The sequence below is a fragment of the Streptomyces sp. NBC_00258 genome (assembly GCF_036182465.1).
In the GTDB taxonomy this organism is placed as follows: Bacteria; Actinomycetota; Actinomycetes; order Streptomycetales; family Streptomycetaceae; genus Streptomyces.
Window position 1 is genome coordinate 10,840,229 of record NZ_CP108081.1, and the last position, 12,864, is coordinate 10,853,092.

Consider the following 12,864-nt stretch of genomic DNA (forward strand, 5'->3'; position numbering starts at 1 on the left):
GCAGCGGACGGCCCATCGGAAAGCCGCATGAAGGCGTTGCCGGGGCGATTGGTCGTGGCCGCCGGGAAAGTGCGGTCACGACCAGCTGAAGCGGCGGACCGCACGGCATCAGCGGCACCACCGAGGCCGCCATGAGCGCCGGCAGCAGCCCGCCGATCTGCCCGAGAAGGGTGACCACGGCGAAGTGCATCCGGCGGGACAGCAGACCACCGGCGAAGTCGACAATCCCGTGGCAGGCTGCCGAGGCCAGTGCGAGAAGAGCACCCATCCGCTCTGAGTGCTCCGGCGGGCGTGCGCCGATGTCCCGTCAGCCGCTCACGCCTCAGGCACGCCCTCGCCCCGCGGTCGGAGCGGCCGCGGATGTCACTCCCGGCTGGTGTCGATGACGCAGAAGATGTTCCCGTCGGGGTCGGCCAGCACCACGAAGTCCGGGTCCTCGGGGTAAAGGTCCCAGTCGACCCGCAGGGCGCCGAGGGACACGAGCCGGTCGACCTCGGCGGCCTGATCCGCCGTGTCCCGGGCGTAGAGGTCCAGATGAACACGCGGATGCTCCTGCACCGGCGTCTCACTCAGGCCGAGCGCCAGTTGGGGGCCGGTCCCTTGCGCGGGCACCAGCACCACCCAGTCGTCCTCCGGCTCGTCGCGCGGAACGTACCCGAGAGCCTCCATCCAGAACGCGGTCGCACGCCGCACATCCGATACACCCAACACCACGGATCCGATCTTCAGCATGCGCCGAGTGAAGCAGATGGCCGCCGGTGAGAGGGCTCCTTTTCTGGCGTCCCGCTGCGGGGCCCGGGCGAGGGCCGGTGTGCGTTGCGCGTCGACCGCTTCAGGTTCGGCCGGGGCCTCCGCCGCCGTTCTCGTTCCAGGTCGGGGGCTTCTGGTTCGCCGCGCGGCGGGTCGAACTGTTTCCGTGGCCGCGGAGCCGGTGTGAGGTCAGTCGATGGTTGCCGCGGGGCATCTCGGCGGGCTCGCGCCGTTCGCGAACCTCGCCGACGGGACCCGAGTCGGGCAGCCGGGGCTGTTCATCGGGGCGGGGCGGGCCGGGCTCCTGGGAACGGATCCGGCGGCCCCACCACACGGCCCAGATCAGGGCGCCGACGATGACGATGCCCACCAGGAACGGCACCACCCCGCCCACCACCGCACCGGAGAGGGCCAGTTGTGTCGTGTCGTTGTCCATCCCCGGCGAGTACCCGGCACCGCCGACCGAAACAGAGCCGCGTCCACCCGAGGCCCGGGACGTCCGGTGCCACATGCCTCCCGGAATCGGCCTTCGATATCTGCACGGGAAATTCTCCGGAGCGTATTTCCTGGCGACTCCGTAGGCACACGCGGCGGAATTCGTACCCCGCTGATTGGATTCGTCACGTTGCGCGACCGGGTGCTCATTGAGTGTCATGACAGATTTAGATATTCAGGCGATTTGTTTGAAATGTCTTCATACGGGAAGTTGGTCTAACAGTGCTTCGGACAGGAGGCACGTCCGTGGGAGCTGGCTCCGCCAGATCGCGGGTGTGTCCAGAGCGGTCCGTGTGCGCGTTCACTCCCATGGTGACTGTCCCGTCAGCACCCTCTGAGGGAGATGCGACGCACCATGCGAATCACCGTCAGAACGAAGCAACACCCGCACGACGACGCCCCCGACTCGACCGCGGCCTTCGAACGGCTCGCCGCCCTGCCGGACGGGCCCGAGCGACAAGCCCTGCGTGACGAGCTGGTCCAGGCCTGGCTGCCCATGGCGAACCGCATCGCCCTGCGATACCGGGGGCGCGGCGAGTCCGTCGAGGATCTCGGTCAGGTGGCGGCTCTCGGCCTGGTGAAGGCTGTCGACCGCTACGACCCCGAGCGGGGCAACGCCTTCGAGAGCTATGCGATCCCGACCATCACCGGCGAGATCAAGCGCCACTTCCGCGACCACATGTGGGTCCTCCATGTGCCGCGGCGGGTCCAGGACCTGCGCAACAGGGTCCGTGCCGCGGTGAAGGAGCTGTCACAGACGACACCGGGCCGTAATCCCACCATCGCCGAGATCGCCGCGTACACGCGCATGAGTGAGGACGACGTACGTGCCGGATTCGAGGCCCTCGACAGCTTCACCGCTCTCTCCCTGGACGCCGAGCTGCCCGGCAGTGACGACGGCTATGCGCTCGGGGACGCCCTGGGGGAACCCGACTCCGGGTTCGACCTCGTCGTCGACCGGGAGGCCGTGAAGCCGTGTCTGGCGGCGCTCCCCGAACGCGAGCGAACCATCCTCTACCTGCGCTTCTTCCGGGGCATGACTCAGAGCCGCATCGCGGAGCAGCTCGGCATCTCGCAGATGCACGTCTCCCGGCTGCTCAACGGTTGCTGCGCCAAGGTGCGCGAGGAGGCCCTCTCGGAAGCCGCAGTGGCAGCTGAGGAGGTCGTGGCGGCGGGTGAAGGCGCTGTCCGTGACTCAACCGCCCGTCACGGGTCTTCCCGGGCCGGGCGGCTGAGTGGCGAGCTCACTGCCGAACCCTCCCGGGAGCGGTTTGCCAGTGAACTGCCACTGTTCGAACTAACCAGTGCGCGCTGAACAAAACACGCCCTGAACAAAACACTCACCGAATAAGAACCCCCTCATCACGGTGGCGGAGAATTCTCCGGCAGTGCTGCGGGCCCATAGCGGTCGAGAGTGTCTTCCAGTGTGGCCCGGACATCCGGCGGAAGATCGCCTTTCTGTCCCCAGGCCAGGATCATCTCCGCGACATTCCGCAGTTTGATGTTGGTGTGCTGGGACACTTCCCGCAGCACGGCCCAGCCGTCGTCGGGTGTCACTCGCCCGAGTGCCACCATCATGCCGATCGCCTGGTCCACGACGGCGTGAGAGGTCACGGCCTCCTTCAACTGGCCGATCTCCTCCTGCAGTTCGGCGATCCGGGGCGCTTCCTCATCGGGCGCGGCCTGGTCCGGAAGGCCGCCACCCGGCTCCTCCGCCGTCGAACCGGCATCCGAGGTCATTCGTTCCCCTCCGAGGTCGGACTACGTACACGGGCTCTGCGTCGTCGTTCGTCCGTGTGGCCACGTGGTTCCAGCTCCATGGTCACCACTCGACCGGGCGCATGCCAGCGCGACGCCTACCCAGCACTCACCTGAGTACACATGGTGGCGGAATGCTCACGGATTGCGAAGGGTGAGTGTCGGGCGCAGGGTGGTTACGCCAGTCCAACCCTCATCGAAGGACGGAAAACCATGGGTAAGTCAAAGGGCAAGGCCAAGCAGATGAAGGGCAAGATGAAGGAGACCACCGGCAAGGCCATGGGCGACATGTCCATGGAGAACGAGGGCCGGGGCGAGCAGATGACGGGCAGGGCCCAGGAACTCGCCGCGAAGGCCTCCGAGCGCGTCAAGAAGTCCGACCGCTAGGCCGCGCCCCCACGCGTTGGTACGCCCCCGGACGGTCGCACTGGGTTCCGGCTCCGTGCCCGGCGGGGGCGTCCCGCGCCCGTCACCCCCGGTCGCTCAGGCGGAAGGCCGCTCGCGCACGATGTCCCGTGCCCTCTTGTCGTCGCGCAGCCCCAGGAACCGTGGATGCCGCAGCATCCCGTCCCGGGTCCACTCCGTGAACGCGATCTGCGCGACCAGCCTCGGCTCCACCCAGTGGGCGCCCGCCTCACGCACCCGGTCGCTGAACGGCGATGCGGGGACGCGGAGTTCGTCGAGAACCTCGCGCAGCCCGAGGAGCGTACGGCGGTCGAAGCCTGTGCCCACCTTGCCCGCGTACCGCAGCCGGTCCTCGTCGTAGTGACCGAGCAACAGTGCGCCGAACCCGGCCCGGCTACCGCCCCCTTCGGTGAAACCGCCGACCACGAACTCCTGCGCACGGGAACACTTCAGCTTGAGCCAGTCCGGTGAACGGCGGGGCTGGTAAAGGCTGTTCGCCCGTTTCGCGATCAGCCCCTCCCAGCCCCGGGCGCACGCGTCGGCCAGCAACTCGGCCCCGCCCTCGTTGCGATGCGTCGACATGCGCAGCGGCGCACGGTACGTCAGGGTCCGTCGCAGCAGGGACTTGCGCGTGCGCAACGGCAGCCGTGTCAGGTCCGCGCCCCCCAGACGGAGCACATCGAACACGTAGTACGTCACGGCGACCCCGCTCGCCTCGATGTCCCGGCGCCGGGTGAGCCCCATGCGCTGCTGGAGGCGGGAGAAGTCGGTGCGGCCGCGGGAGAACGCGACGATCTCGCCGTCGACGGTGAAGTCCGTGCACGACTGCGCGGCGAGCGCCTCGACGATCTCCGGATAGGTGTCGTTGAGTCGATTGCCGGAGCGGGAGAGGAGGAGAGTCCGCCCGTTCTCCCGCACCGCCAGGACCCGGACACCGTCCAGCTTCCGTTCGAAGAGCCACTCACCGGGGAATTCGCGCCGGTCGCTCAGCGTGGCGAGCATCGGCCGGGAGGCCAGTTCCACACCGGGAGGCGCGTCGCGGAGCAGCCGTCTGTGATGGTCGGGCAACGAGCCCAGGAGGTCGGTCATCGCCGCTCACCTCTCTCCCGCGACCTGCCGCAGGACGCGGCCGCCGCGCGCCGACCAACCCATTCTCCGTCCCCTGGTCAGAGGCGGCCATCGGGAACTCCGGCGGTCCCCCCGAGCCCCCACTGCCCTGTACGGATCCGGCCGGCTCAGGATCCCGCGAGGCTGATGCCGAACGCGGTACGGCCGTTGAGGATCGTCCAGCGGGCCAGCTCCATCTGCACCCACACCTTCACCGCCGTGCTGATGACGACCAGCCACAGCAGGACGAACCCGGCACGCGCGCCGAGCGAGGTGGTCACGATGAGCTCGCCCGAGCCGACCACTGCGGCCGACAGGACGAAACCGGGGCCGAGATGACGCAGGCGCCCGGTGAAGGTCGTCGGCGCCTCGCGGACGTCCTCGGCGCGCAGGGCATACGGGTCGGACTCTGTCGGGACGGCGGCGGATGCCGTCCGGGCAGTCGTTTCAGGCATGGCGGGGTCCTTCGAGGTGTCCGGCGTCGTTGCCCGGACTCGGGGACGGAGACGGGGAGGGGAAGGGATCTGCGGGGCTTCAGGGGGGCGGGCGGTTCAGTGGGCGGGGCGCAGCGGAGCCCGGCCCGCGAGGACCCGTACGACGTCTTCGGCGATCATCGCGCCCATCGTGCGGTTTGCCTCGTGGCTGCACGCCGCCATGTGCGAGGTGAGCAGGACGTTCGGGGCGGTGCGCAGCGGGCTGTCGCCGAGCGGCTCGTGCGCGAAGGCGTCGAGCGCCGCCCCGCCCAGGTGGCCTTCGACGAGGAGCGCCGCGAGTGCCTCCTCGTCGACGAGCCCGCCCCGGGCGGCGTTCACCAGCAACGCGCCCGGCTTCATGGCGGCGAGCCGACGGCGGTCCAGGAGCGGGCCCGCGCCGGAGGTCGCGGGCAGATGCAGGCTGACGACGTCGGCACGGGCCAGACAGTCGTCCAGCGGGGCCGGCGAGGCGTCGAGCGCGCGGATCTCCGCGTCGTCGACGTACGGATCGTGTGCGAGGACGGTCATGCCGAAGGCGAGGGCGTAGCTGGTGAGCAGGCGTCCGATGCGGCCGAAGCCCACCACGGCCAGGGTCTTTCCGGCGAGTTCGGGCCCGAACAGCTTGGGCCACTCCCCGTCCGCCACCCGCTGGTGCGACGCGGTGATGCGGCGGGTGGTGTCCAGGATGAGTCCGAAGGTGAACTCGGCGACCGCACGGGAGTTGCTGCCGGGCGCGCACACCACGGGGATGCCACGGGCCCGCGCGGCGGCCACGTCGATGGTGTCGACGCCGACGCCGTGCTTCGCGATGACCTTGAGCCGGTCGGCCGAGTCGATGACATCGGCGGTGACGGCGTCCATGCCGACCACCAGCGCGTCGACCCCTCCGATCCGCTCACGCAACTCGCCGCCCGGCAGGGCGGTGTCCTCGTACGGTCGCACCGGGCCCGCGCCCGCCCGTTCCAGGATCCGCCAGGGCTCGGGCGAGTGACGGGAGAAGGTGGGCGTGGTGATGAGCGTCGTGGTCATACGGGGAGCTCCCGGCCCACCCAAGTGGGGCTCAGACAGACGTACTTGATCGTACGGCGGTGCCTGGTGAACGCGATGTGCAGCGAGCCGTCCGGGGACTGGACGACGGACGGGTAGGAGAGCTCGCGGTTGAGACCGTCGCGGGAGTTGTTGGTCAGGCAGTGGCCGTCACCGGTCTCCAGGTCACGGCGCACGGGCCAGGTCAGCCCGCCGTCCGGGGAGACGGAGAGGGTGAGTGGGGCACGGGGGGCACCCCAGAACGCGGCTCCCGTCGCAGCGGCGGAGGGGGCATGCTCCCCGGCCGCCCCGTCCCCGGCCGCCCCGTCCCCGGTCTCCTCGGCCCCGGCCTCCCTCAGGCCCTCCTCGCCTATCTCGTCGTACAGGGAGACGCGGCGCGCGACGGCGTCCGCGGCACTGCTGTGGTTGTGCACGAGGGCGAGCCGGCCGTCGGCCAACGGCACGTACTGGATCGAGGAGTTGTTGTTCGGCACGTCCAGCGGACGCGGCTCGGTCCAGCTCTCCCCGTCGTCGTACGACACGCTCCGGTGCACGGCGTCCGCACGGCGGCTGCGGAACAGGGCGAGAAGCGAACCGTCCGGCAGCGGGCGGATGTTCATGTGTACGAGTCCGGTCGAGCCCGGCACCGGAACCTCGCGCCAGTTCTCCCCGGTGTCGTCGCTGACCATCACCGAGCTGGTGTCCCGGTCGCCCGACCATGTCTCGCCCGGCGCGGCGACGCAGCGGAAGACGGGGAGCAGCCGACGGCCCGAGGGCAGCACGGTCACCGGCTGCCGGACGAAGACCCCGCCGTCGAAGAGCGTCCGGGAGGGGCCCCACGTCACACCCTCGTCGTGGCTGACGCGCAGGCGTACCTCGGCGGTGTCCTGGTGTCCGGCCCGCTGTGCCGTGTGGAGCAGCCACCAGTCGCCGGACGGGTCGATGGACAGCACCGGATTCTGCTCGGACCGGGTGTCGTCGTGGGACAGCTGTACCGGTGTCGACCAGGTGTCACCATCGGGAGCGAGGCGCGAGAACCACACCGAGATGTCCGCGACGCCCTCCTGGGTGCCCGCGAACCAGACACAGCCCAGCCCGCCGTCGGGCAGCACGGTGAGATTCGCGGCGTGGTTCTGCACGGCCGGTGCCGACAACTGCGCCTCGGCGCGGCCGGGTTCGGTGGGATGCGGGTGTACGACGCCGTCGGCGAGTGTCGGCTGTGACGTCATCGGACCAGCCCCGCGGTACGCGCGGCGGTGAGGTGCTGACCCGCGGCCTGCTCCAGATGGACGAGATCACAGGCGACGGTGACGTACGTGAAGCCCTCGGCGAGCCGCTTGGCGGCGCTCGCGCCGTCCGCGTTGTGGATGCCGACGGCGATCCCGGTGGCCGCGGCGGCCTCCCGCACCCTGACCAGAGCCGCCTCGAACTCGTCCGCGACCGCGGGGTCGGTCGAGGTGGCCCCGCCGAGCGCGACACGCAGGTCGGAGGGGCCGATGTAGACCCCGTCGAGGCCGTCGGTGGCGCAGATCTCGTCCACGTTGGCCAGGCCCTGGGCGGTCTCGATCATCGCGAGGACCACGGTCTGCGCGTGAGCGTCGGCGGGGTTGGGGCCGATGCGCAGGCCCGAGCGCATGGGCCCGTACGACCGCTTGCCGAGCGGCGGATAGCGTACGGCGGCCACCGCGTCGGCGGCGTCCCTGGCGTTGTCGACGAGCGGGACGATGACACCGGCCGCGCCCGCGTCCAGCGCCTTGCCGATCGGCATCGGGTCGTTGGCCTCGACCCGGACCAGGCCGACGGCGGTCGACCCCTTGGTGTCGATCGCGGTCAGCGAGGCGAGCACACCCGCGTACTCCAGCAGCCCGTGCTGGGCGTCCAGCGCCACGTAGTCGTAGCCGAGACGGGCGATGCGCTCGGTCGACACCGGCGAGTCGAGGACGGACCAGTAGCCGACGAGCGGTTCACGGGCGCGCAAGGCGGCCGCGAACGCGGCCGGGGTACCGGGGGAGGCGGTGGACATGAGGGCTCCTTCGGGATTCATACAGTTCAAGCGTTTCGGACGGCCAACAGGCGGCCTTGCGGTTGGGGAGGGGGCAGCCCGTCAGGTGCCCCGCCAGGGGCGGGGAACTGTGCGACCAGCCACGGACGACCCGCACCCGGAGTGCTGCCTGTCGGCGAGCACTGGGCGGCGGTCACCGGTTGTACGCGGGCATGGGCCCACGCAACCCCGCCCCGACCTCGTCACAGGCCGCCGTAACGTCCGCGGGTAGCGGACCGGCCGCCGCCGCGGTGATGTTGGCGAGCAGATGCGAGGTCCTCGACCCGCCGAGCAGCAACGCGTCGGTGGAGTCGTGGTCCAGGAGCCAGCGCAGGGCGAGGTCGGTGAGCGGCATGCCCGCGCCGTCCGCGACGGCGGCGAGCCGGTCGACCGCGGAGAAGAGGCGCTCGTCCCAGTAGCGCTCCCGGTACATCGCCGCGACCTTGGAATCGCCGAACCGGCCCGAATCCGGGGCCTGTTCGAAGCGGTGCCTGCCGGTGAGCAGGCCCCCGCCGAGCGGGTTGTAGACCATCGTGCGCAGGCCGCTGACGGCGGCGTACTCGACGTACTCCTCCTCTATGCGGCGCGCGAGCAGGTTGTGCAGCTGCTGGGCGACGACCGGACGGGGCGCGCCCACCTCCTCGGCGGTGCGGACGAGTTCGGCGATCTGCCAGGCCGCGTAGTTGGAGACGCCGAGGGCGCGGATCTTGCCCTCGGCGGCGAACTCGGCGACGGTGGCGAGGGTTTCGGCGAGCGGAGTCGCGCGGTCGGGCTGGTGGAGGTAGAAGAGGTCGACCGAGTCGGTGCCGAGCCGCTTGAGGCTGCCCTCCAGGGCGGCCCGCAGACCGGCGGCGGAGAGCGGGGCCTGCCCGCCCTGGTCGGGGTGCGGGATCCCGGCCTTGGTCGCCAGGACGATCCGGTCGCGCCGGCCCGGCAGCAGCCCGGCGAGGATGCGCTCGCTCTCGCCGCCCGCGTAGCCGTTGGCCGTGTCGACACCGGTGATCCCTGCGTCGAGCGCGGCATCGAGCATGTCCGCCGCTCCGGCGGCGTCCACGGTGTCGCCGAACGTCATGGTGCCGAGGACGAGCCGGGAGAGCGGGACGGGGATGTTCGGCAGGGTGATGCCGGTGGTCACGAGCGATTTCCTTCCGGTGTGGGGGAAGCGGGAGGTACGGGGGAAGCCGGAGACGCAGAGGGCACAGAAGCCTCGGAAGTCACAGGAGCCGGGGAAGACGAGTCGGGCGTGGCAGACAGAACGGCCCGGGGCTTCACACCCCGGATCGTGGTCGGGTCCAGGGAGGCCCGGCGCAGCGCGCGGGTGTAGGGATTGGCGGGCGAGGCGAGCACGGCAGCCGTCGGTCCGCTCTCGACGACCCGGCCCGCGCGCATCACCACCACGTCGGTGCTGATCTCCCGGACGACACCGAGGTTGTGGGCGATGACGAGATAGGCGATGCCGGTGTCCTCCTGCAACTCCCTGAGCAGATCCAGTACTTGGGCCTGTACGGAGACATCGAGGGCGGATGTCGCCTCGTCGCAGACGAGGAGGTCGGGCCGGGACGCGAGGGCCCGCGCGATGCCGATGCGCTGCCGCTGACCGCCGGAGAACTCGGGCGGCCGCCGGTCGAGGGCCGAGGACGGCAGGCCGACCCGGTCGATCAACTCGGCCGCACGACGGGCACGTTCGGCGCGGTCGGAGACACCGGCCACCCGCAGCGGCTCGGCGACGATCTGCTGAGCCGTGAGATGGGGATCCAGCGAGCCGTACGGATCCTGGAAGACCATCTGCACCCGCCGCCGCAGCGGACGCAGCCGCCGCTCGGGCAGGGCCGCGATGTCGGTGCCGTCCAGGACGATCCTGCCGCTCACCGGCTTGAGCAACCGGACGAGGGCACGGGCGAGTGTCGACTTGCCGCAGCCGGACTCGCCCACCACGGCGAGCGAACCCCCGCGCGGCACCTGGAAGTCGACCCGGTCGACAGCCTTGAACGGCCCCCGCGCGGTGGCGTACTCGACGACGAGGTCCTCGACGGCGAGCAGCGGCACGGCTGCCGAGGCGTTGTCGGCGGCGGTCCCGTCGGTCACGGCGGTGTTGTCGGTCATGACGCTGCTCCCTGCACCAGGGGTTCGATCCGCCCGTCGCCGTCGCCGTCCTCGTCCCATGTGCCGAGACGCGGCACGGCGGCGAGCAGCTCACGGGTGTACGGCTCGGCCGGCCGCTCGACGATCTCCTCGGCGGAGCCCGACTCGACGAACCGCCCGTCCTTCATCACATGGATACGGTCGGAGACGAGCCGCGCAACCCCGAGATCGTGCGTGATCATCAACATCCCGATACCGGTGTGCTCCTGAAGCTCCATCAGCAGATCGAGGACGCTCGCCTGCACGGTGGCGTCGAGCGCGGACGTGGGCTCGTCCGCCACCAGCAGCTCCGGCTCCGCGGCGAGCGCGGTCGCGATGAGGATGCGTTGCAGCATGCCGCCGGAGAACTGGTGGGGATACGCCTTCCAACGGGTCTCCGGCTCGGAGATGCGCACCCGCCCGAGCAGCTCGACTCCCTTGTCCCGGGCTTCGGTTCGGGTCAGGCCCGGGTGCCGCAGCCGCAGCGCGTCACCCAGTTGACGGCCGATCGTGTGCACGGGACTCAGGGCCGTCATCGGATCCTGCGGGATCAGCGACACGGTGCGTCCGCGCACCGCACGCGCGGCGTCCGGATCGGCCACGACGTCCCGCCCGGCGATGCGGACGCTCCCCGACAGCACGGCGAGGCCCTCGGGCAGCAGCCGCAGCACGCCCATCGCCGTGGTCGACTTCCCCGACCCCGACTCACCGATCAGGGTGACGGTCTCGCCCCGGCGGACGGTGAACGTCACCCCGTCGACCGCGCGCACCACACCCTGCCCGGTGATGAGTTCGACCTGAAGGTCCGCCACGTCGAGCAGCGGTGTGTCCTCGGCCATGGCTCAGGCTCCCTTCCGCAGACGGGCACGCGACCCGGTGCGTGTACGGTCGCGCAGCCCGTCCCCGAGCAGGTTGACCCCGACGACCAGCACCACGATGACAAGTCCCGGCAGAGTCACCAGCCACCACGAGGTGGTGATGTAGTCCTGGCCGTCCGAGATGATCCGGCCCCAGGTCGCGAACGGCCGCTGCGGGCCCGCGCCCAGGAAGCTCAGCGCGCTCTCCAACAGCACCGCCTGCGCGAGCAGCAGCAGGACGACGAGGCTCGCCGGGCGGACGACGTTCGGGATCACATGCCGTACGAGGACCGACCACGAGCGCAGTCCGAGGACGCGCGCGGCGGCGACGTACGGTTTCTCGCGCTCGACGAGGACGAGTGAGCGGTTCAGCCGGGCCACCTCCGGCCACTGCGCGACCGCGATCACACAGGTGATGACGGTGACGGACGGCCCGAACAGGGCGACCACGAGAAGCAGCATCATCAGCAGCGGCAGGGCGAGTTGGGCCTCCAGGAAGCGGGAGACCAGCGCGTCGACCCAGCCGCCGAAGAACCCGGCCGCCGAGCCGGCCACGATGCCGATCAGACCGGAGACCAGCACGGCGAGCACTCCGACGGTCAGGGAGACCTGGCCGCCGTGCAGGACTCTTGACAGCAGATCGCGGCCCAGCTGGTCGGTCCCGAACAGATGGCCCTCGCTCAGCGGCGGCAGCCTCCGCCGCGACAGGTCCTGGGCGTTCGCCCCGGGCAGTGGCAGCAGTCCGGCGAGGGCGACGGGCAGGACGACGAGCGCGGTGCACACGCCTCCGGCCCACAGCTTGAAACGGGCGCCGCGCCGCTGCCGGGTCGCGGTGGCCCGGGCGAGGTCGCGGGCGGTGACGGCACTTGGCCGCCTCGTGTCCACGGCGGTACTCATGGCTCAGGCCGCCTTTCCGAGGCGTACCCGCGGATCGAGCAGCGGATAGACCAGGTCGACAAGGAGTTGGACGAGGATCGCGAGGGTCGCGGTGACCAGCACGGTGGCCTGGATGAGCGGATAGTCGCGGGTCTCCAGGGCGCGTACGACGAGGGAGCCGACCCCCGGCCAGCCGAAGACGACCTCGACCACCACCACGCCGTTCAGCAGCGCCGCGAAGCGCGTACCGAGCGCGGTGACCAGGGGCACCGAGGAGTTCGCGAGCGCGTAGCGCCAGGTCAGCGCGGTCTCGGAGACGCCCCGGGAGCGGGCGACGGTGATGTACGAGGACGCCAGGGCGGTGGACATCTCGCGGCGCACCAGCCGTGAGATCAGGGCGAGTTGGAGAACGGCCACGGTCACCGTCGGCAGTACCAGACCGCTCCACGAGGTGAACCCGGACGCGGGCAGCACCGGCACCAGCACCGCGAAGACGGTCAGCAGCATCACTCCGGTCCAGAAGTCCGGCATCGACTGACCGGCGATGGTCAGCACGTTCGCGCCCAACTCCCTGCGGGTGTCGGCGCGGCGGGCCATCCACACACCGAGCGGCACGGCGACCAGCGTCGTGACGGCGATGGCGGAGACGGCGAGCGTGATCGTGTACGGCATCCGGTCCAGGACCACGTCGAGCGCGGGGGAGTGGAAGGAGTAACTCGTACCGAGGTCCCCGGTGAACAGATCACGGACGAAGTACCCGTACTGGACGAACAGTGGCTTGTCGAGGCCGAACTGCTCGCGGATGCGGGCGAGATCGGCGGTGGTCGCGCTGGGCGCGGCGTAGGCGGAGGCGGGATCGCCGGGCGCGAGCCGCACCAGCAGGAAGACGCTGGTGAGCGTGAGGAACACGGTCAGCAGGCTCTGCCCGACGCGGCGGGCGAGATACGTCGGCACG

General features: G+C 70.7%; 14 protein-coding genes and 1 pseudogene. 2 read left to right on the top strand and 13 right to left on the bottom strand.

Annotation, left to right across the window (positions count from 1 at the left end):
• Positions 1-363: 363 nt before the first annotated feature.
• Positions 364-732 (bottom strand): VOC family protein, encoded by a 369-nt coding sequence (locus OG718_RS48155; RefSeq protein ID WP_143634040.1) that lies wholly within the window; start codon positions 730-732, stop codon positions 364-366.
• Positions 733-832: 100 nt separating this feature from the next.
• Positions 833-1,186 carry a DUF6479 family protein gene (locus OG718_RS48160; protein ID WP_328847166.1) on the bottom strand — a complete coding sequence of 118 codons (354 nt, stop codon included), beginning with the start codon at positions 1,184-1,186 and terminating at the stop codon, positions 833-835.
• 414 nt (positions 1,187-1,600) lie between these two features.
• On the opposite strand from OG718_RS48160, the pseudogene OG718_RS48165 reads away from it, so the two are divergent.
• Positions 1,601-2,389: pseudogene (locus OG718_RS48165) on the top strand (RNA polymerase sigma factor SigF); the annotation flags it as partial.
• Positions 2,390-2,607: 218 nt separating this feature from the next.
• Here the strand turns inward: OG718_RS48165 and OG718_RS48170 are convergent.
• Positions 2,608-2,985: an ANTAR domain-containing protein gene (locus OG718_RS48170; protein WP_143634044.1), complete on the bottom strand. Its 378-nt coding sequence runs from the start codon at positions 2,983-2,985 to the stop codon at positions 2,608-2,610.
• Between the two features lie 231 nt (positions 2,986-3,216).
• On the opposite strand from OG718_RS48170, the gene OG718_RS48175 reads away from it, so the two are divergent.
• Positions 3,217-3,390, top strand: coding sequence for a CsbD family protein (locus tag OG718_RS48175; protein ID WP_143634046.1), 174 nt, complete (start codon positions 3,217-3,219; stop codon positions 3,388-3,390).
• Between the two features lie 96 nt (positions 3,391-3,486).
• Here the strand turns inward: OG718_RS48175 and ligD are convergent, their stop codons facing one another.
• The 10 genes from ligD to OG718_RS48225 form a co-directional block, all read right to left on the bottom strand.
• Positions 3,487-4,497, bottom strand: a complete 1,011-nt coding sequence (gene ligD / locus OG718_RS48180; protein WP_328847167.1) for a non-homologous end-joining DNA ligase — start codon at positions 4,495-4,497, stop codon at positions 3,487-3,489.
• A 146-nt stretch (positions 4,498-4,643) separates the two neighbouring features.
• Positions 4,644-4,970, bottom strand: coding sequence for an Nramp family divalent metal transporter (locus tag OG718_RS48185; RefSeq protein ID WP_260694920.1), 327 nt, complete (start codon positions 4,968-4,970; stop codon positions 4,644-4,646).
• Positions 4,971-5,066: 96 nt separating this feature from the next.
• Positions 5,067-6,017 (bottom strand): phosphoglycerate dehydrogenase, encoded by a 951-nt coding sequence (locus tag OG718_RS48190; protein ID WP_143634050.1) that lies wholly within the window; start codon positions 6,015-6,017, stop codon positions 5,067-5,069.
• The gene (locus OG718_RS48195) at positions 6,014-7,243 is read right to left on the bottom strand and encodes a sialidase family protein (protein WP_328847168.1); all 1,230 of its coding nucleotides are present in this window, start codon (positions 7,241-7,243) and stop codon (positions 6,014-6,016) included. Before OG718_RS48195 ends, OG718_RS48190 begins: the two co-directional genes overlap by 4 nt.
• Positions 7,240-8,037, bottom strand: a complete 798-nt coding sequence (locus OG718_RS48200) for an HpcH/HpaI aldolase family protein (protein ID WP_328847169.1) — start codon at positions 8,035-8,037, stop codon at positions 7,240-7,242. Before OG718_RS48200 ends, OG718_RS48195 begins: the two co-directional genes overlap by 4 nt.
• A gap of 172 nt (positions 8,038-8,209) precedes the next feature.
• Positions 8,210-9,190 carry an aldo/keto reductase gene (locus tag OG718_RS48205; RefSeq protein ID WP_328847170.1) on the bottom strand — a complete coding sequence of 327 codons (981 nt, stop codon included), beginning with the start codon at positions 9,188-9,190 and terminating at the stop codon, positions 8,210-8,212.
• Positions 9,187-10,158: an ABC transporter ATP-binding protein gene (locus OG718_RS48210; RefSeq protein WP_328847171.1), complete on the bottom strand. Its 972-nt coding sequence runs from the start codon at positions 10,156-10,158 to the stop codon at positions 9,187-9,189. The genes OG718_RS48205 and OG718_RS48210 overlap by 4 nt, the downstream gene beginning before the upstream one ends.
• Positions 10,155-11,015, bottom strand: coding sequence for an ABC transporter ATP-binding protein (locus OG718_RS48215; RefSeq protein ID WP_328847172.1), 861 nt, complete (start codon positions 11,013-11,015; stop codon positions 10,155-10,157). Before OG718_RS48215 ends, OG718_RS48210 begins: the two co-directional genes overlap by 4 nt.
• A 3-nt stretch (positions 11,016-11,018) precedes the next feature.
• Entirely contained in the window at positions 11,019-11,930 is a 912-nt protein-coding gene (locus OG718_RS48220) for an ABC transporter permease (protein WP_328847173.1), read from the bottom strand.
• A 3-nt stretch (positions 11,931-11,933) separates the two neighbouring features.
• A complete protein-coding gene (locus OG718_RS48225) occupies positions 11,934-12,863 on the bottom strand; it encodes an ABC transporter permease (protein WP_328847174.1) in 930 nt (309 codons plus the stop codon).
• Between the last annotated feature and the right edge of the window lies 1 nt (position 12,864).